Below are 17,404 nucleotides of genomic sequence, written 5' to 3' on the forward strand. Positions count from 1 at the left end.
GCCAGAATGCACTGATCGCGGTCCTGGCGCAGGCCGGAAGCTATGTGCCGGCGACCAAGGCCACGCTGGGTCTCGTCGACCGATTGTTCAGTCGCGTCGGCGCGTCGGACAATCTCGCGCGCGGCCGCTCGACCTTCATGGTCGAAATGGTCGAAACCGCCGCCATCCTCGCACAGGCGACGCCGCGGAGCTTCGTGATCCTCGACGAGGTCGGTCGTGGCACCTCGACCTATGACGGCCTCGCGATCGCCTGGGCCGTGGTCGAGGCGATCCATGAGGACAATCGGTGCCGCTGCCTGTTCGCCACGCATTATCATGAGCTGACCCGGCTCGCCGAACGCTGCGAGGCGCTGTCGCTGCACCACGTTCGCGCGCGCGAGTGGAAGGGCGAACTCGTCCTGCTCCACGAACTCGCCGACGGGCCGGCGGATCGCAGCTACGGCCTGGCCGTCGCGCGCCTCGCCGGCATGCCGCCGGTCACTGTGCAGCGTGCGAAAGCGGTACTTGCCAAGCTGGAAGCCGGGCGTGCCAAAACTGGCGGTCTGGCGGCGGGGCTGGATGATCTTCCGCTGTTCGCGGCCGCCGCGCAGATCGAGGAGGTGGCGTGCGACGTGCTGCGCGAAGACCTGGCGAAGCTCGACATCGATGCGATGAGCCCACGCGACGCGCTCGACGCGCTTTACCGGTTGAAGGCGCTCGCGACCGAGGGCTGAGCGCAAACCCGGCGAAAACCACTGTATTGCCGATACTTGCCCCCGGCCTGCAATCCCATCGCGCGGCGTCCTAGTATCACATGCAAGACGGATGCTACGCGCCGGCCGAATCATTGGAGCATGGGCTTTGGGCGGACACGGGCACGGGCATGCACACGGGCATGCACACGGGCATGCAGGACATGGGCACGCACATGCACACAGCCATGCTCCGGCATCGTTCGACCGCGCGTTTGCGATCGGGATCGGGCTCAACGTCGTGTTTGTCGCGGTCGAGGCCTTGGTCGGAGTGCGGATCGACTCGGTTTCGCTGCTCGCGGACGCCGGGCATAATCTCTCCGACGTGCTGGGCCTGGTCGTCGCTTGGGGCGGGACGATGCTCGCGCGAACCGAGCCGACCAAGCGCTTTACCTATGGGCTGAAGGGATCGACGATCCTTGCGGCGTTGACCAACGCGCTACTGTTGCTCGTCGCGCTGGGGGCGATCCTGCTCGAAGCGACACAGCGTTTCGCCGATCCGACGCCCACGGCGGGCCTGACCGTATCGATGGTGGCCGGGATCGGCATCGCGGTGAATGCGATCACCGCCTGGATGTTCGCGCGCGGTCGCAAGGGGGACGTCAACATCCGTGGCGCCTATCTGCATATGGCCGCGGACGCGCTGGTATCGGCGGGGGTCGTGATCGCGGGCGTGCTGATCTGGCAGACCGGGATCTCCTGGATCGACCCGGCGGTCTCCATCGTCATCGCGGTCCTGATCTTCTGGCAAACCTGGGGATTGCTGCGTGAGACCGTCGAAATGGCGCTGTCCGCGGTGCCGCGCGGGATCGAATTCGACCAGGTCGACGAGGCGCTATGCACCCTGCCCGGCGTGACGGCGATCCATGATCTGCACATCTGGCCGATGAGCACGACGGAGCCCGTCCTGACCGCGCACCTGGTCATGCCGGGCGGCCATCCCGGCGATCCGTTCCTCACCTCGACCCGCACGATGCTGCAGGAGCGTTTCGGGATCGGCCATGCCACGTTGCAGGTCGAGACGGGCGACGGTCAGCCATGCTCGATGACGCGCCACACGGCGATATGAACCTTTGGGGCGTTGCGCGGGTTATCCTAGTATAGTTCTGGAGTAATACCCGATGAAGAAGCATTTTATCGCTGCGCTCATGTCCGTCGCCGTGGTCGCCCCCGCAATGGTGCCTGTCGAAGCCGCTGCTCAGCGTCATGACGACCGCCGGGGAAATGATTCGCGCCGCGGCAACGACCGCAACTGGCGCGGTGACGACCGCAACTGGGATCCGTCGCGCAGCTATCAGAACGGCAACTACCGCGAGCGTCGGCTCGGTCGCAACGACCGGATCTATCGCGGCAACGATGGCCGGGCCTATTGCAAGCGCAACGATGGCACGACCGGGCTCGTGATCGGCGCACTCGGTGGCGGCGTTCTTGCCAATCTGATCGGCGGCGGCACGCTCGGAACGCTGGCGGGTGCCGGTGGCGGTGCACTGCTCGGACGGTCGGTCGACCGCGGTAACGTCAAGTGCCGCTGAGCTTTTTTGCTCGGTAAATGAAGATACGGCGGCCGAGCGATCGGCCGCTGTTATTGTGTCTGCCTCAGCCGGTTGAACTTAATAAGCGCGAGCCACCGCAAACTCGACCGCTTCGATCATCGCGTCCTTCGCCTCGCCATTGGCAAAGCCCGCAATCGAATCGATCGCCCGCTGACCATAATGCCGCGCTCGCGCAAACGTGTCGTCGATCGCGCGGGTTGCCCGGATCAGGCGCACGGCATGCTGCAGGTCGGCGTCGGTGTCGCGACGCCCCTCGACCGCATCCTTCCAGAATTGACGATCCTCGGCCGACCCGCGCGCATAAGCGAGGATCACCGGCAGGGTCATCTTGCCTTCGCGGAAATCGTCGCCCGCATCCTTGCCCATCGTGTCCGCATCCGAGACATAGTCGATCGCGTCGTCGACAAGCTGGAAGGCGATCCCGAGGTTGCGGCCATAGGCGTCGAGTGCCGCCTCTTCATTCTCGGGCCGATCGGCCACCACGGCAGCGATTCGGCAGGCGGCAGCGAACAGCGCTGCAGTCTTTGCGCCGATGATGTCGAGATAGCGCTCCTCGCCCAGATCGACGCGGCGGGCCGCCGTCAGCTGATTGACCTCGCCCTCGGCGATGACCGCGCTGGTCGATGAGAGGATCTTGAGCGCCTTCAGGCTGCCCGCCTCGACCATGAGTTCGAAGCTGCGGCTGAACAGGAAGTCGCCGACCAATACGCTCGCAGGATTGCCCCAGATGATGTTCGCGGTGCGGTTCCCACGCCGCAGGTCGGAGCCATCGACGACGTCGTCATGCAGCAACGTCGCGGTGTGGATGAATTCGACGGCCGCCGCGAGCAGGTAATGCTGCGTCCCGGCATAGTCCAGCAGCTGTGCACTCGCGAGCGTCAGCATCGGGCGCATCCGCTTGCCCCCGCCCGCGATCAGATGACCCGCCAGTTCGGGGATCAACGGAATATCGGAGGTCATGCGCGCGACGATCACCGCATTGACCTGGTCCATGTCGGTGGTGACGAGCTTGACCATCGGGTCCAGCGAAGGCTGTGGCCCGGGATTCGAACGAGGGGAGTCGAGGCGGTGGACGGTGGCGCTCATCTGCCCGTGCCTCTGACGGCTACCGCCTCGCAAAGCAACCCTTGCCGGCTCGGCAAACCCTCACCAAAAGGCAGGCGACGGCAATAGGTGGAGGTTACACGATGCCCGACGACCTGCTGAGCGGCTATCGCCAGAGCATCGACAACATCGATGCGGCGCTGATTCATATGCTTGCCGAACGGTTTAAGGTGACGCAGGCGGTTGGCCGGCACAAGGCGGAGCACGGTCTGCCGGCTGCCGATCCCGGACGTGAGGAGCGTCAGATTGCGCGGTTGCGTCGGCTCGCCGAGGAAGCCCAGCTCGATCCGGAATTCTCCGAAAAGTTTTTACGGTTCATCATCGACGAGGTGATCCGCCACCACCAGAAACTTTGCGAATGACACGCTGGGCGGTGACGGCAGCTTGAGCGCTGCACGGCATCGCCAAGGCGGCGCGGCGTCTCCGCCAGACCGCACGGCCCCGTATAATTTGCTACAGCACAGCTTTATCGACCTGCACGCGCGGGTCGGTTAGGGGAGCGCGATGAGCTTCCTCCTCGCTATCGAAGGCGCCGACGGCGCCGGTAAGGCCACGGCCTCCGCACTGGTCGTCGAGCAGTTGCAGGCCGCCGGACGCAGCGCCGCGGTCATTTCGTTCCCGCGCTATACGGACACGGTCGGCGGCTGGGCGCTGGGGGCGATGCTCGCGGGCACGCTGCCACGCGGCACGTCACCAAAGGCCGCCGCCGTGCTCTACGCGCTCGACCGGATGGAATCGCGCGATCACCTGATGGCGACGATGGCGGCGAACGACGTCGTCGTGTTTGACCGCTATATCGCGTCGAACATGGCGTATCAGGCGGCGCAGGTGCCCGTCGACGAAGCGGATACGATGATGGCCTGGATCGCGGATCTCGAAACGGGCAGCTTTGCCCTGCCGACGCCTGATCTATCCGTCTACCTCGATACGCCGGCAGACATTGCACGCGGGCTGATCCGCCAGAAGCGCAAGCGCTCCTATACCGACGATGCGTTCGACGCTTACGAAGCGGATACCGGGCTCCAGGACCGCGTCCGCGTCAACTATGCCGCGATGGCGGCGGCAGGGCTGCTCGGCCGCTGGGCGACCGTATCAACGGTCACGGCCGGCGCTTCGCGACTGCCAGCGGACATTGCACGCGATATCGTTGCATTGCTGCGCTGAACGCCCCGGAAGGAGATCGGCATGGCCGTCACCGATATTGCCACGCGTACCTATGACCACGGCTTCCGGCTCGATCCGATCGTCCGCAGCCTGCTCGATACCGATTTCTACAAGCTGCTGATGTTGCAGATGATCCGTCACCTGCATCCCAAGGTGCAGACGACCTTTACCCTGATCAACCGCACGACGAGCGTGCGGCTGGCGGACATCATCGACGAAGGCGAACTGCGCGCGCAACTCGATCATGCGCGCACGGTGCGGTTCGGGAAGAAGGAGCTGATCTGGCTCGCTGGCAACAGCTTCTATGGCCAGGATCGCATGTTTGCGCCCGAATTCCTGCAGTGGCTTGCCGCCTTCCGGCTGCCTGAATACGAGCTGCGGACCGTCGACGGACAGTTCGAGCTGCGCTTCGAGGGCTGCTGGGCGGAAACGACGATGTGGGAAATCCCCGCGCTCGCGATCATCAATGAATTGCGCGCGCGCGCGGCGGTCCGCGATCGCGGACGTTTCGCGCTCGACGTGATCTATGCCCGTGCGAAGGCCAAATTGTGGGACAAAGTCGAACGGTTGAGGGATCTGCCCGATCTGGTCCTGTCCGACTTCGGCACGCGCCGCCGCCATGGCTTCCTGTGGCAGCGCTGGTGCGTCGAGGCGCTCAAGGAAGGGCTTGGCAGCCGCTTCATCGGCACGTCGAACGTCTTGCTGGCGATGGATAACGATCTGGAAGCCATCGGCACCAACGCGCATGAATTGCCGATGGTCTATGCCGCACTGGCCGACGACGACCGGGGGATAGCGGATGCGCCCTACCGGGTGCTCGATGACTGGCGACGCCATTATGGCGGCAATCTGCTGATCGCGTTGCCCGACGCGTTCGGAACGAGCGCGTTCCTCGCGAACGCGCCCGACTGGGTCGCCGACTGGACGGGCTTCCGCCCCGACAGTGCACCCCCGATCGCCGGTGGCGAAGCGATCATTGCCTGGTGGAAGGCACAGGGTCGCGACCCTAAAACGAGACTGCTGATCTTTTCGGACGGCATGGATGTCGACACGATCGAAGAGACTTATCGGCATTTCCACGGCCGGGTGCGGATGAGTTTTGGCTGGGGGACCAATCTGACCAACGACTTCCGAGGGTGCGACCCCGATGGCATGGCCGGACTCGAGCCGATTTCGCTGGTTGCCAAGGTCACGCAGGCCAATGGACGCCCGGCGGTCAAGCTGTCGGACAATCCGGCCAAGGCGACCGGCGATCCGGGCGAGATTGCCCGGTACCTGCGAATCTTCGGCGACGAGGGCCGCACGAACGCGAAGGTCGCGGTCTAGACCCTGCGCCACCGCCCTAAAATGGCCATGCCCTGCCGCCACGGGTAGCGCCCATGGCTGTTTCGCGATTCCCCCTCGGCGCGTCGATTACCTGGTCGGGACGCATCGCGCTGCTCTTCGCCGCGCTGCTGCCGCTCACCCCGGCACAGGCTGACCCCGCGGCCTTCGACCTGTCTGGTCCGGCGCTGAACGTCATGGTGACGCACGGTGCGACGAGGTTGCCGATCGGGCAGGTGCCCAATCTCAGCGAAGGCGACCGGATCGCGGTGAGTGCGGATTTACCCCGTGATCAGGGTGTCCATTACCTGCTGGTGGCCGCATTCTTGCGCGGCGCGACCAATCCGCCCCCCAAAAACTGGTTCACGCAGGCCAAGACGTGGGAGCGGAAGAAAAAGACTCTCGACCTGACCGTGCCCGCTGGCGCACGCCAGCTGATCCTCTTCCTCGCGCCGGAAACCGGCGGGGGTTATGACTCGATCGTCGACGCCGTCCGCAAACAGCCCGGCGCGTTCGTCCGCGCCTCGCAGGAGCTCAACCAGGCGTCGCTCGACCGCGCGCGGCTCGACACGTTCCTGGACTCGATCCACCGCCTCGAGCGCACGCATCCTGAACGGATCGAGACCGTATCACCCGTCCTGACCCGCAGCCTGTCAATCACGCTCAAGGCCGAATGCCTCGAGCAGGCGATCGATCTCCAGGCGGCCTGCCTGACGCAGAGCCGAAGCTCGCTACTGCTGGCCGACAGTCACAGCGCATCGCTGACCGAAACCCTCGTCGGCGCCCCCACCGATCTGGCCTTGCAACTCGCCGCAACACCCGAGGCCGGATACGGCTATTACAGCTCCTATATCGGTGTCGTTCGCGATCTTGCCCGGATTTTTGGCGCATTCCAGTCGACCCAGTTCCAGTATATACCCGCCCTCGGCCGTGCGGCAGAGGCGCGCCTGTCGCTGTTGCTGAACGCCGCCCCCTCCTTTGCAAAGCCCAAGTCGGTCATGGTCGCGGCGCTTCCGGCGATCGAGGCGCCCGAGCCGCCGCCGCTGCGGACGATCGCGCCCGGTCGCGCGCTGTGTCGAGCACGAGAGGGTGTGCTGCTTCCAGTCGAAGGCGCGCCGCTGATCTATGCCACGCGCTATGCGCATGCGATGGCGGTCCGCGTGACGCGTGCCGACGGCAGCACGCTCGATCTGCCGGTCAGCGCCGATGTCGAACGCGGGGGTTTCCTTCTCGCCGGCCCGGGCAGCTACGGCGGCGATCTGCGAGTCAGCTTTGACGCCACGCTTCACGGCGTATGGGGCTTCACCCCGTTCGACGGTCCACGCTTTCGCATCCAGAGTCCGCGCGCGAACAGCTGGCGCGCGATCGAGGGCACCACGGTGATCGCCGGACGCGATAACAGCCTGACGATCGAGGGCGGAGCAGCCGCCTGTGTCGAGGACATCGCGCTCGCCCGCACCTCCGGCACGACCGAGCCGCTCAAATGGGCCGCATTGCCGGATGGCCGGATCACTGCAACGATCCCGAAGGCGCAGATCGCGGCGGGGCAGGTCAGCCTGCTCGTCCGCCAGCAGGGAATCGCAGACGTCGACACGATCGCCCTGACCGCCTTGACGGAGACGGGGCGGATCGACGCGTTCACGCTGCACGCCGGCGATCTTCATGGTGTCCTGACGGGCACACGGCTGGACACCGTCGCCTCGCTGAGCGTCGATGGCGCGGTATTCAGCCCTGGTGCGGTGGTACGGACCGGCAAGGCCGACGAACGCGTCATGACGGTCCACACGCCTGCTCCGGTCGCCGCCTGGACCGTAGGCCAGGATCGATCGGGGCGGGTGACGCTGAAGGACGGTCGCGTGCTGCCGGTCGCCGTGCATGTCGCTCCCGCGCGGCCGTCGGTCACACTCATCGACAAGACCTTCGCCCCGGCGGCGCACGCAGCGTCGCTGCCGATCACATTGCCGTCGGGCACCGTCATGTCGGTCGATGCCAGCCTGACCTTTTCGCTCCGCGGCGCGGGGGCGACCCGGTTCAGCGGACGCGAACAGGTCGAGATCGCCACGGTCGACGGACGCGCGTCGACGGTCATCGCCGCAGCGAACGGCTACCGCGTCCAGAGTGCACAAGTCGCGATTGCGACGATCGAACCGGCCAAGGCGCTGGGCGTATCGGCCTATGGCCCGCTGCGATACCGCCTCCTGCAGGACGGTGCGGAAAGCGACTGGGCGCCACTCGTCACCCTCGTCCGCCTGCCGACCATCACGGGCGTGACATGCGACAAGGGCGCGCCGCGCTGCCTGCTGACCGGTGACGCGCTGTATCTGCTCGCCGCTGTTGGCGGAGACGCGCAGTTCACCGGCGTTGCGGCAATTCCCGACGGCTATACCGCCAGTACGGTCGCCATTCCGCGCCCGACCGACACGCTGTTCCTCAAGCTGCGCGACGATGATTCAGTCGTTGCGACCGCCAAGCCGAACGTCGTCGACCGCTAGCCCAGAGAGGCGTCGAGCCTTGTCACAGATCCTTTGGCTCGCGTGAGAGGCGGGCCATCAGGATCGCGGCGCGCTTGGCCTGACGGCGAATGCTCGCAAGGTCGACCGTCTCCCCCGGTGCATGATCACCGCTGCTCGCGGTTCCGAGCCCGATCAGCCCGTCGACGTCACCCGCGACGAACGCAATGTCACCCGCACCCCGCTTGAGCGGATCGAGCGCCGTCATCTCGGGCAATCCCATGTCGCGATTGACCAGATTCAACCGGTCGAGCAGCGCGCGATTTCCCACCGTCGGCGGCATGGCGGGATACCCGCTTTCGAACCGGATCGTGGCATTCGTGCCGGGCGCATGCGCCGCGACGATCCGCTCCATCTTCGCACGGACCCGCATGGTCTGATCTTCGCTCAGGGTTCGGAAGTCGCCACGGGCGACCGCGGTTGCAGGGATGATATTGCCCTTGCCCGTCGCGCTCGCCCGGACGGCGTCGCTGTCGAGCGCCGCCGTCGCACCGCCCGCGACCACGCCCGTATTGAAGGTCAGGTTGGGTTCGGGCAGATCCTTTCGAAATGCCGCCAGGATCCGGGCCATTTCGTTGATGGCGCCGTCGCCATAGGCGTCCGAGAAGATCAGCGACGAGTGCCCGGTCTTGCCCGACGTGGTGAGCACCCATCCGTTCGACGACCGTCGTGCGATCGATCCCATGTCGCGACCCTCGACGACCGACAGGCCTTCGAAGTCGAGCGCGATGTCGGCGCGCTTGCCCGCTGCGATCAGATCGCCCCGCGCGATCGCCACCGGGTCGCCCGCATCTTCCTCATCGCCGGTCAGCACGATCTCGATATCGGCGGCGTCCAGCAGGCCGGCGGCCTTCATCGCCCGCAACGCCGACAGCATCACGACGATCCCGCCCTTGTCGTCGCCCGCACCTGGCCCCGTCGCGCTCTCGCCTTTGCGTTCGAACCGTTGAAACGGTGAATCCTGCTCGAAAACGGTGTCGAGATGACCGATGAGCAACAGGCGTTTGGCGCCAAGCTTGCCCGGGTGCCGCGCTATCAGATGTCCCGCCCGCTGCGTCTGTGGCATCGGTTTCCAGGTCACCGCAAAGCCGAGTGGTTCGAGCTCAGCACGGACCATCGCACCGACCTTGGCGACCCCTTCGAGATTCATCGTGCCGCTGTTCTGGTCGACGAGTGTCTTGAGCAGTGCGATCGAGCGCTCATGCTCGGCATCGACGGTCGCGACGGCCCGCATTTCTGACGGCGTGAGGCGCGCCTGCGCGGCCCCTGCGAGTAGGATACCCCCGCACACCGTCGCGACCCACCGGAATTTCTGTCGTGCCATAAGCCTCGCATCTCCCTTGGCAGCATGAAAGCGGGGTTCGGCCGCTGCGTCCAGTGTCGGGAGATATGGTGGGCGCTGACGGGTTCGAACCGCCGACCTACTCGGTGTAAACGAGCCGCTCTACCAGCTGAGCTAAGCGCCCTCTCGGGATGAGACCCTGAGGTCGGGGTTCGATGCCAAAGCTGCGGCGTCGGGGCAAGCCCCAAAGCGCATGCGTTCAGGCGATCCGCAACTCGTTGCGCAAGACTGCGCCGAAATAGCCGCGCATTGCATCGCGCGCGGGCGGCGACAGCGCCATATAGGCGCGGCGGCGATCATGCGGATCCGGCTGGCGTTCGAACAGCCCGCTATCGGTCATGCGCGCGATCCAGCGCAACGCCGTCGTCGGCGCGACGGCTGCGGCGATGCACAGGCTCGATACCGACACACGGCGCCGCTCGAGATCGGCGGCGTAGAGATCGAGCAGCATGTCCCAGCCCGGATCCTCGAACAGCGTGCCGCCGAAAAACTGGTCGCGAAGCCGCCGCGCGCGGATCGCGCGTCGAATGTCGGTCGCGTCGTGTTGCGTCGCCCCGGGCGCTGCCTGATAGGCGACCGATCGATCGCCGACGATCGCCGGGGGATCGGACGGTCGATCATGATCTGCCTGTGTCAGCCGGGCAAGCGCCTCGGCAATGCGCCCGACCTCCGCGCTTAGACGCTCCAGCCGGGCCCCGTCGCTTTCGCGGGTGACGTCGAAGACCCCGGCGGGCTGGCGCGATCGTTCGATCGCGATCGCCACCGCGGCGACGCACTCGCCGATCCCGGGATCGACGAGCAGCGATGTCGCACCGCCTAGCGTCAGTGCGGTGATCGCGTCGATCTGGTCGGGCCGCAGCGCGACCACCAGCGCAGCATCGGTATCGGCGGCCCAGGCCACAATCTGCGCCATCCGCCCGGCGAGCAGCGGCGCGTCGATCCCCACCGTATCGACCAGAATGATACGCGGTGTTGCGGACCGATCGAGCGGGACGTGCCAGTCGATCCGGGCAATCAGGCGTCCGCCCAGCGCGTCCAGCGCGATCGCGAGCCGATCCCCTGCCCCCGCACCGCCAAGGTCCGCAATCAGAACCGCAGCGGCACCGCCATCATAGCGTATGTCCGCCGATAGCGCGTCGATCGCCGTCATTGCCGCATCCCCCGCCAGACGCGATTAGGCCATAGATCGTACCGGATTCACACGCCAAATGGGTCGGTTCTCGGCGGATCCGGCGGACAGGCGGACAGGCGGACGCCGTCAGTCGAGCGCCTTGACGATGTCTTCGACCATCTTCTTCGCATCCGCCAGAAGCATCATCGTATTGTCGCGATAGAACAAGTCGTTGTCGACCCCGGCATAGCCGACCCCGCCCATCGACCGCTTGATGAACAGCACGGTCTTCGCCTTCTCGACGTCGAGCACCGGCATGCCATAGATTGGCGATGATTTGTCGGTCTTTGCCGCCGGGTTGGTGACGTCGTTCGCGCCGATCACGAAAGCCACGTCGGTCTGCGCGAATTCGCTGTTGATGTCCTCGAGCTCGAACACGTCGTCATAGGGCACGTTCGCCTCTGCCAGCAGGACGTTCATATGGCCTGGCATGCGCCCCGCGACGGGGTGGATCGCGTATTTCACGCGCACCCCTTCCGCCTTCAGCTTGTCGCCCATCTCGCGCAGGACGTGCTGTGCCTGGGCGACTGCCATGCCGTAGCCGGGCACGATGACGACCTGTTCGGCCTGGCTCATCAGGAAGGCGGCGTCCTCTGCCGAGCCGCGCTTCCACGGACGGTCGCTGGCGGCCGCGGGGCCGCCGGCCTCGGCCGACTGTCCGAACCCGCCGGCGATCACGCTGATGAAGCTGCGGTTCATCGCCCGGCACATGATGTAGCTGAGGATCGCGCCCGACGAGCCGACCAGCGCGCCGGTGATGATCATCGCGGTGTTGTGGAGCGTGAAGCCCATCGCCGCCGCCGCCCAGCCCGAATAGGAATTGAGCATGCTGACGACCACCGGCATGTCGGCGCCGCCGATCGGTACGATCAGCAGGAAGCCGATCACGAAGCTCAAGGCCGTGATCGTCCAGAAGATCCACGGCTCCTGATTGGTGACGAAATAGGCGATCAGCCCGAGGATCGCGGCAAGCAGCGCGATGTTGATGACGTGGCGCCCGGGCAGCATGATCGGCTTGCCGCCCATGTTGCCGTTGAGTTTCAGGAAGGCGATGACCGAGCCCGAGAAGGTGATCGCGCCGATCGCGACGCCCAGCCCCAGTTCGATCCGACTGACCGGCCGAATGATCGCGACCGGATCGCCAAGCAGCGGGATCATCAGGTCCGAGATGCCGAATGCCTGCGGGTTGAGATAGGCCGCAACCCCGACCAGCACTGCGGCAAGCCCGACCAGCGAATGGAACGCGGCGACGAGCTGCGGCATCGCGGTCATCGCGATCCGCCGGGCGGTGACGAGCCCGATCGCGGCACCGATGCCGATCGCGACGACGATCTCCCAGATGCCAACGTTGAGATGCGTGACCAGCGTCGTGACGACCGCGATCGTCATGCCGATCATGCCAAACCGGTTGCCGCGCTGGCTCGTCGCCGGGCTCGACAGACCACGCAGCGCGAGGATGAAGCACATGCCGGCGACGAGATAGGCCAGCGCGACCCAGGGGTTCACGGCTACGTCATGCATCACTCAGTTCCCCTCGGATCCGTAACGGTCACTTGGCGACCGGCCGTTCCTTTTTCTTGTACATCGCCAGCATCCGCGCGGTGACCGCAAAGCCGCCGAAGATGTTGACGCTCGCCAGCACGACCGCGAGCAGCCCGAGATATTTCGCGACCGGCGATCCCGCCGCGGCGGACGCGATCAGCGCGCCGACGATGATCACGCTGGAGATCGCGTTGGTCACCGCCATCAGCGGCGTGTGGAGCGCGGGCGTCACCGACCAGACGACATAATAGCCGACGAAACAGGCCATGACGAAGATCGACAGGATCGCGATAAAGTCCATCTCAGCCCTCCTGAGCCCCGCGAATGTTGCGAATGTTGAGACGCAAACGGGGTTTTGTATCGTGCCGGGTCATGGCTGCAAACGCGGATTGACGACCGCGCCGTCGCGGGTCAGCCGGATCGCGTCGCCGATTTCGGCATCGAGCACCGGCCGCCCCGTCTCCTTGTCCCAGAAGGCACTGAGAAAGTTGAACAGATTGCGGCTGAACAATGCACTGGCGTCGGCGGCGAGCCGGCTGGGGACGTTGCGATGGCCGACGATCCTGACACCGTTCACCTCGACGATCTCGCCCGCGACCGCACCCTCGACATTGCCCCCCTGTTCGACCGCGAGATCGACGATCACCGAGCCGGGCTTCATGCTCGCGACCTGCGCGGCCGAGATCAGCCGCGGCGCGGGGCGGCCGGGAATCAGCGCGGTGGTGATGACGATGTCCTGCTTGGCGATGTGCCCGGAGACGAGTTCGGCCTGCGCGGCCTGATATTCGGGGCTCATCTCGCCCGCATAGCCGCCCGTCCCCTCGCCCTCGATCCCGGCGACGCTTTCGACGAAGATCGGTTTCGCGCCGAGCGACTGGATCTGCTCACGCGTCGCGGCGCGGACGTCGGTGGCGGAGACCTGCGCCCCGAGCCGGCGCGCGGTCGCGATCGCCTGGAGCCCGGCGACGCCGACCCCCATCACGAACACGCGCGCGGCGCTGATCGTCCCTGCCGCGGTCATCATCATCGGAAAGGCGCGGCCATATTCGGCCGCCGCGTCGAGCACCGCCTTGTAGCCCGACAGGTTCGACTGCGAGGACAGGATGTCCATCGACTGCGCGCGCGTGATCCGCGGCATGAACTCCATCGCCAGCGCCTCGAGGCCCGCCGCGGCATAGGCATCGACCCGGGCGCGCTCGCCAAAGGGATTGAAGCTCGCGACGACCCAGGCGCCGGGCGCGACGCCTGCCAGCGTTGCCGGATCCGGCGCCTGCACGCCGAGCACGATGTCCGCGCCCGAAATCGCCGCCGCCCGGTCGGCGACGCTCGCCCCCGCATCGGCATAGGTGGCGTCGGCGATCGACGCGGACTGGCCGGCCCCTGCCTCGACCGCGAGCGTCGCGCCCAAAGCGACGAACTTGCGGACGGTTTCGGGCGTCGCGGCAACCCGCCGCTCGCCGTCCACCTGCTCCTTGAGGACGGCGATCTTCATCGGATCAGGAAATCAGCCAGATGACGATCGCGACGATCACCGCACAGGCGATCGCGCCGATCTTCATCACGCCGATGACGCTGTCATAGGTCGCAGCATGACCCTTGATGTTTGCATCGTCCGCCATGATCCGTCCCTCGCCATTCTGTTATCGGTGCGACCTTATCGGGCCGATGCCCCAGCCTCAACCCCCGCGCTTCCAAACCCCGGCTTCACGCCGTCGTACAGCCGCGGCGACATGGTCGGAGCGCATCGCAACCGCCCCAAAGCGATATTTAAGTCGCCCTTTACCTGAAAACGCTAAAGACTGTCCGCAAACGGGACAGGATTCGCCATGACGCGCAACGGGCAGCGCCTGCTACTATTGATCGACAACGAGCCTGCACAACGGCGGCTGGTGTCCGCACTGGCGTCGCGTGGCGGCTGGCGGACCGTGTTCGCGAGCGACGGCGAGATGGCGATCGCCACGCTCGGCACGCAGGACGGGATGCAGCTCGACGCGATCATCCTCGACCATTCCGCACCGCATGAGGACGCATCGGCGGTGATCGCCGAGCTGCGCAATCGCCGCCCGGCACTGCCGATCCTGATGCTGACCGCGAACGGATCGGTCGAGCATGCGGTGAACGCGATGCGCGCGGGCGCGACCGACTTCCTGGTCAAGCCGCTCGCGCCCGACCGGCTGCTCGCCTCGCTCGATGCAGTCGTCGCCGGCACGACCGCGGGCGAGCTGCGCCCGCTGACCGAGAAGATCCCCGCGCTGCTCGCCTTCGACGAGATCGTCGGCTCGTCGCCCGATTTCCGCGCCGCGCTGGCGATCGCCGCCAAGGCCGCGCGCGGCCGCGTCGCAATCCTGCTCGAAGGCGAAAGCGGGGTCGGCAAGGAGGTCGTGGCCGAGGCGATCCACGCGGCGTCGCCGCGCGCCAAACGCCCGATGATCAGCGTCAATTGCGGCGCGATCCCCGCCAATCTGGTCGAGAGCGAGCTGTTCGGGCACGAGGAAGGCGCGTTTACCGGCGCGTTCGAGCGCAAGATCGGCCGGTTTCGCGAGGCGGACGGCGGCACGCTGTTCCTCGACGAGATCGGCGCGATGCCGATCGACGCGCAGATCAAGCTGCTCCATCTGCTCGATACGGGCGACGTCCATGCACTCGGTGCGCGGCATCCGCAGCAGGTCGACGTCCGGGTGATCGCCGCGAGCAACACGACGCTGATCGACGAGGTCGAGGCGGACCGGTTTCGCGAGGACCTCTATTACCGGCTGAACGCGGTGCAGGTGACGATCCCGCCGCTGCGCGAGCGAACCGGCGACATCCCGGCGCTTGCCCGCCATCTGCTCGCGCGGATCGCGCAGCAGCCGGGACTGCGCCCGCTCGGCATCACCGACGATGCACTGGCGCTGCTGGTCCAATATGACTGGCCGGGCAATGTCCGGCAGATGCAGAATGCGCTCTTCCGCGCCGCGGTGCTGTGCGAGAGTGACGCGCTGACACGCGCCGATTTCCCGCAGATCGCGGCGCTCGGCAGCCGTCGCCGGCCCGAGCCCGCGACCGCGGCCGGTGGCGGTGGTGTGACGCTGTTCAGCGCAGACGGGCATCTGCGCACGCTGGAGGAGATCGAATCGGACCTCATCCGGCTCGCCATCGGTCATTATCGCGGGCGGATGACCGAGGTCGCGCGGCGGCTCGGGATCGGGCGGTCGACGCTGTACCGCAAGCTCGCCGAACTCGGGATCGACAACGTCGCCTGATCCCTAGGCGACGTTGTCCTGGAGCTGGATTAAAGGCAGCGACCTACCAGAGCACGCCCTTGACCGGTTTCAGCGGCTCGGGGGCCTCGTCGCCGATCGCCTGGAGCAGGTCGATCTCGATCGTCCGGCACATCGCGTTGAGCGGTACGTCGTGGATCGTGTCCGCGAACGGATCGACGAGATCGTCGCCGATCTGAAGTACGGCGAGGAACATCAGCCCTGCGATCGTCGAGCCGATCGGGGTTGCGAAGCCGAGCGTTTCGACCAGCCCGATCGGCAGCAGGATGCAGAACAGCCGGGTGAAAAGCGTCGGGAAGAACCGGTACTGGTTGGGCAGCGGGGTGTTCTTGATCCGCTCCATCCCGCCCTGCGCATTGGCGATATCGACCAGCAGCCGTTCGAACGAGGCCTGCTGGATCGTGTCGATCCAGCCATTGCGGCGGGCGATGTCGATCCGCCGTCCGGTGCCGTCGAGCAGGCCGTTGGCGGGATTGGTCCGCGCGAGTGCGAACGACGCCTCGTCCTCCGACAGGAAGCGCAGGACATCGGGCGCGACCGGCTGGCGGCGCAGCTGACAGCGTAGCGCGTTTACATAGGCGATCTGGCGCAGGACGATCGTGCGCTTGAGATCATGGCCTTCGGGTTCGGGCAGCAGGTTGCGCGTCATGCGGGCAAGGCTGCGCGAGGCGTTGGTCATCAGCCCCCAGAGGCCGCGGCTTTCCCACCAGCGCTGATAGGCGGAATTGTCGCGAAAGCCGAGGAACAGCGCGAGCGCGGTGCCGAACAGCGTCAGCGGCAGCGACGGCGCATGAAAGGGCAGGACATAATAGGTGATGGTTACCACGACGTCCCAGACAAAGAGCCCGAGCAACGGGCGCCACACTTCGCTGAGGATCTGGCTGAGGCGCGGTGTTGCGGTAACGATCAAACGAAAGGCTCCTTGCTGACACCTTGTCTAATGCGCGATCGCGCATTTCGCTGCAATGCGGCGATATTCCGCCCCGAACATGTGACCAGAAGATCGGCGCGGGGTCAGCCGCCGACGAGTGCGAGGTCACGCATCCCGCGCCAGACGCGCAGCGCCTGAACGGTCTCGGCAACGTCGTGGACGCGCAGGATCTGGACGCCCGCCTCGACGCCCTTGAGCGCGAGCGCGAGCGATCCGGCGAGCCGGTCGCCGACCGGGGCCTCGTTCGACAGCGCGCCGATCAGCCGCTTGCGGCTCGCCCCGAGCAGGATTGGGCAGCCAAGCCCGTGAAACATCGCCAGGCCGTTGAGCAGCGCGAGATTGTCGGCGAGCGTCTTGCCGAAGCCGATGCCGGGATCGACGATGATCCGCGTGCGATCGACGCCGCCCGCGACGACCGCGGCGATCCGCGCCTCGAGCCAGTCGAAGACGTCGGTGACGACGTTTCCGTAGCCGGTCCGCCCGTGGCCGCCCTCGCGGGGGTCGGGCGAGTGCATCAGCACGACCGGACAGCCGCTGGCGGCGACGACCTCGAGCGCGCGGTCGTCCCACAGCAGGGCGGCGACGTCGTTGACGATATGCGCGCCGGCGGCGAGCGTCGCCGCCATCACGCCGGCCTTGCGCGTGTCGACCGAGACGATCGCGCCGGCGCGGGCAAGCCGCTCGACGACGGGGACGAGCCGGGCGATCTCGTCGCCTTCCCAGACCGCCGCCGCGCCGGGGCGGGTCGATTCGCCGCCGACATCGATCATCGT

17 protein-coding genes and 1 tRNA gene are annotated in these 17,404 nt (G+C 66.4%); 8 read left to right on the forward strand and 10 right to left on the reverse strand.

Going from position 1 to position 17,404, the window contains the following annotated elements:
* From sphsw_RS02510 to sphsw_RS02520, 3 genes are all read left to right on the forward strand, one after another.
* Positions 1 to 713: MutS-related protein (locus sphsw_RS02510; protein WP_031439226.1), on the forward strand; the 713-nt coding region annotated here is incomplete at its 5' end.
* A gap of 127 nt (positions 714 to 840) precedes the next feature.
* Positions 841 to 1,800, forward strand: coding sequence for a cation diffusion facilitator family transporter (locus sphsw_RS02515; RefSeq protein ID WP_031439227.1), 960 nt, complete (start codon positions 841 to 843; stop codon positions 1,798 to 1,800).
* Positions 1,801 to 1,852: 52 nt separating this feature from the next.
* Positions 1,853 to 2,263, forward strand: coding sequence for a glycine zipper 2TM domain-containing protein (locus sphsw_RS02520; protein WP_031439228.1), 411 nt, complete (start codon positions 1,853 to 1,855; stop codon positions 2,261 to 2,263).
* 78 nt (positions 2,264 to 2,341) lie between these two features.
* Here sphsw_RS02520 and sphsw_RS02525 read toward each other — a convergent pair whose 3' ends face one another.
* The gene (locus sphsw_RS02525) at positions 2,342 to 3,370 is read right to left on the reverse strand and encodes a polyprenyl synthetase family protein (RefSeq protein ID WP_031439229.1); all 1,029 of its coding nucleotides are present in this window, start codon (positions 3,368 to 3,370) and stop codon (positions 2,342 to 2,344) included.
* A gap of 101 nt (positions 3,371 to 3,471) precedes the next feature.
* Between sphsw_RS02525 and sphsw_RS02530 the strand changes: the two genes are divergently transcribed.
* The 4 genes from sphsw_RS02530 to sphsw_RS02545 all read left to right on the forward strand — a co-directional run bounded on the left by sphsw_RS02530 (position 3,472) and on the right by sphsw_RS02545 (position 8,367).
* Positions 3,472 to 3,750, forward strand: coding sequence for a chorismate mutase (locus tag sphsw_RS02530; protein WP_031439230.1), 279 nt, complete (start codon positions 3,472 to 3,474; stop codon positions 3,748 to 3,750).
* Positions 3,751 to 3,892: 142 nt separating this feature from the next.
* Entirely contained in the window at positions 3,893 to 4,552 is a 660-nt protein-coding gene (locus tag sphsw_RS02535; RefSeq protein ID WP_031439231.1) for a dTMP kinase, read from the forward strand.
* 21 nt (positions 4,553 to 4,573) lie between these two features.
* Positions 4,574 to 5,878 carry a nicotinate phosphoribosyltransferase gene (gene pncB / locus sphsw_RS02540; protein WP_031439232.1) on the forward strand — a complete coding sequence of 435 codons (1,305 nt, stop codon included), beginning with the start codon at positions 4,574 to 4,576 and terminating at the stop codon, positions 5,876 to 5,878.
* Positions 5,879 to 5,931: 53 nt separating this feature from the next.
* The gene (locus tag sphsw_RS02545) at positions 5,932 to 8,367 is read left to right on the forward strand and encodes a hypothetical protein (protein WP_052380808.1); all 2,436 of its coding nucleotides are present in this window, start codon (positions 5,932 to 5,934) and stop codon (positions 8,365 to 8,367) included.
* A gap of 22 nt (positions 8,368 to 8,389) precedes the next feature.
* On the opposite strand, the gene sphsw_RS02550 is transcribed toward sphsw_RS02545, so the two are convergent.
* The 7 genes from sphsw_RS02550 to sphsw_RS18585 form a co-directional block, all read right to left on the reverse strand.
* Entirely contained in the window at positions 8,390 to 9,709 is a 1,320-nt protein-coding gene (locus sphsw_RS02550) for a M20/M25/M40 family metallo-hydrolase (RefSeq protein WP_031439234.1), read from the reverse strand.
* 66 nt (positions 9,710 to 9,775) lie between these two features.
* Positions 9,776 to 9,851: transfer RNA gene (locus sphsw_RS02555), tRNA-Val, on the reverse strand.
* A 75-nt stretch (positions 9,852 to 9,926) separates the two neighbouring features.
* On the reverse strand, positions 9,927 to 10,877 hold the full coding sequence (locus sphsw_RS02560; RefSeq protein WP_052380809.1) for a hypothetical protein: 951 nt from the start codon (positions 10,875 to 10,877) through the stop codon (positions 9,927 to 9,929).
* Between the two features lie 108 nt (positions 10,878 to 10,985).
* Positions 10,986 to 12,419 (reverse strand): NAD(P)(+) transhydrogenase (Re/Si-specific) subunit beta, encoded by a 1,434-nt coding sequence (locus sphsw_RS02565; protein WP_031439236.1) that lies wholly within the window; start codon positions 12,417 to 12,419, stop codon positions 10,986 to 10,988.
* A gap of 28 nt (positions 12,420 to 12,447) precedes the next feature.
* On the reverse strand, positions 12,448 to 12,741 hold the full coding sequence (locus sphsw_RS02570; protein ID WP_031394789.1) for an NAD(P) transhydrogenase subunit alpha: 294 nt from the start codon (positions 12,739 to 12,741) through the stop codon (positions 12,448 to 12,450).
* A gap of 69 nt (positions 12,742 to 12,810) precedes the next feature.
* A complete protein-coding gene (locus sphsw_RS02575; RefSeq protein ID WP_031439237.1) occupies positions 12,811 to 13,932 on the reverse strand; it encodes an NAD(P) transhydrogenase subunit alpha in 1,122 nt (373 codons plus the stop codon).
* Positions 13,933 to 13,936: 4 nt separating this feature from the next.
* On the reverse strand, positions 13,937 to 14,059 hold the full coding sequence (locus tag sphsw_RS18585; protein WP_031396100.1) for an aa3-type cytochrome c oxidase subunit IV: 123 nt from the start codon (positions 14,057 to 14,059) through the stop codon (positions 13,937 to 13,939).
* 207 nt (positions 14,060 to 14,266) lie between these two features.
* Between sphsw_RS18585 and sphsw_RS02585 the strand changes: the two genes are divergently transcribed.
* On the forward strand, positions 14,267 to 15,682 hold the full coding sequence (locus tag sphsw_RS02585) for a sigma-54-dependent transcriptional regulator (RefSeq protein ID WP_031439238.1): 1,416 nt from the start codon (positions 14,267 to 14,269) through the stop codon (positions 15,680 to 15,682).
* 43 nt (positions 15,683 to 15,725) lie between these two features.
* Here the strand turns inward: sphsw_RS02585 and sphsw_RS02590 are convergent, their stop codons facing one another.
* Complete coding sequence (locus sphsw_RS02590; protein ID WP_031396098.1) at positions 15,726 to 16,610, reverse strand: bestrophin family protein; 885 nt, start codon at positions 16,608 to 16,610, stop codon at positions 15,726 to 15,728.
* 104 nt (positions 16,611 to 16,714) lie between these two features.
* The coding region (gene folP / locus sphsw_RS02595; protein WP_031439239.1) for a dihydropteroate synthase at positions 16,715 to 17,404 on the reverse strand (690 nt) is incomplete at its 5' end.

The organism is Sphingomonas sp. FUKUSWIS1, assembly GCF_000733135.1.
Taxonomy (GTDB): domain Bacteria; phylum Pseudomonadota; class Alphaproteobacteria; order Sphingomonadales; family Sphingomonadaceae; genus Sphingomonas; species Sphingomonas aerolata.

Excerpts from the sequence above, each read along its gene's own strand:
- sphsw_RS02530 (WP_031439230.1), top strand. The coding sequence starts at position 3,472 with ATGCCCGACGACCTGCTGAGCGGCTATCGCCAGAGCATCGACAACATC.
- pncB (WP_031439232.1), top strand. The coding sequence starts at position 4,574 with ATGGCCGTCACCGATATTGCCACGCGTACCTATGACCACGGCTTCCGG.
- sphsw_RS02585 (WP_031439238.1), top strand. The coding sequence starts at position 14,267 with ATGACGCGCAACGGGCAGCGCCTGCTACTATTGATCGACAACGAGCCT.
- sphsw_RS02560 (WP_052380809.1), bottom strand. The coding sequence starts at position 10,877 with ATGACGGCGATCGACGCGCTATCGGCGGACATACGCTATGATGGCGGT.
- sphsw_RS02545 (WP_052380808.1), top strand. The coding sequence starts at position 5,932 with ATGGCTGTTTCGCGATTCCCCCTCGGCGCGTCGATTACCTGGTCGGGA.
- sphsw_RS02565 (WP_031439236.1), bottom strand. The coding sequence starts at position 12,419 with ATGCATGACGTAGCCGTGAACCCCTGGGTCGCGCTGGCCTATCTCGTC.
- sphsw_RS02525 (WP_031439229.1), bottom strand. The coding sequence starts at position 3,370 with ATGAGCGCCACCGTCCACCGCCTCGACTCCCCTCGTTCGAATCCCGGG.
- sphsw_RS02550 (WP_031439234.1), bottom strand. The coding sequence starts at position 9,709 with ATGGCACGACAGAAATTCCGGTGGGTCGCGACGGTGTGCGGGGGTATC.
- sphsw_RS02535 (WP_031439231.1), top strand. The coding sequence starts at position 3,893 with ATGAGCTTCCTCCTCGCTATCGAAGGCGCCGACGGCGCCGGTAAGGCC.
- sphsw_RS02520 (WP_031439228.1), top strand. The coding sequence starts at position 1,853 with ATGAAGAAGCATTTTATCGCTGCGCTCATGTCCGTCGCCGTGGTCGCC.
- sphsw_RS02575 (WP_031439237.1), bottom strand. The coding sequence starts at position 13,932 with ATGAAGATCGCCGTCCTCAAGGAGCAGGTGGACGGCGAGCGGCGGGTT.
- sphsw_RS02570 (WP_031394789.1), bottom strand. The coding sequence starts at position 12,741 with ATGGACTTTATCGCGATCCTGTCGATCTTCGTCATGGCCTGTTTCGTC.
- sphsw_RS18585 (WP_031396100.1), bottom strand. The coding sequence starts at position 14,059 with ATGGCGGACGATGCAAACATCAAGGGTCATGCTGCGACCTATGACAGC.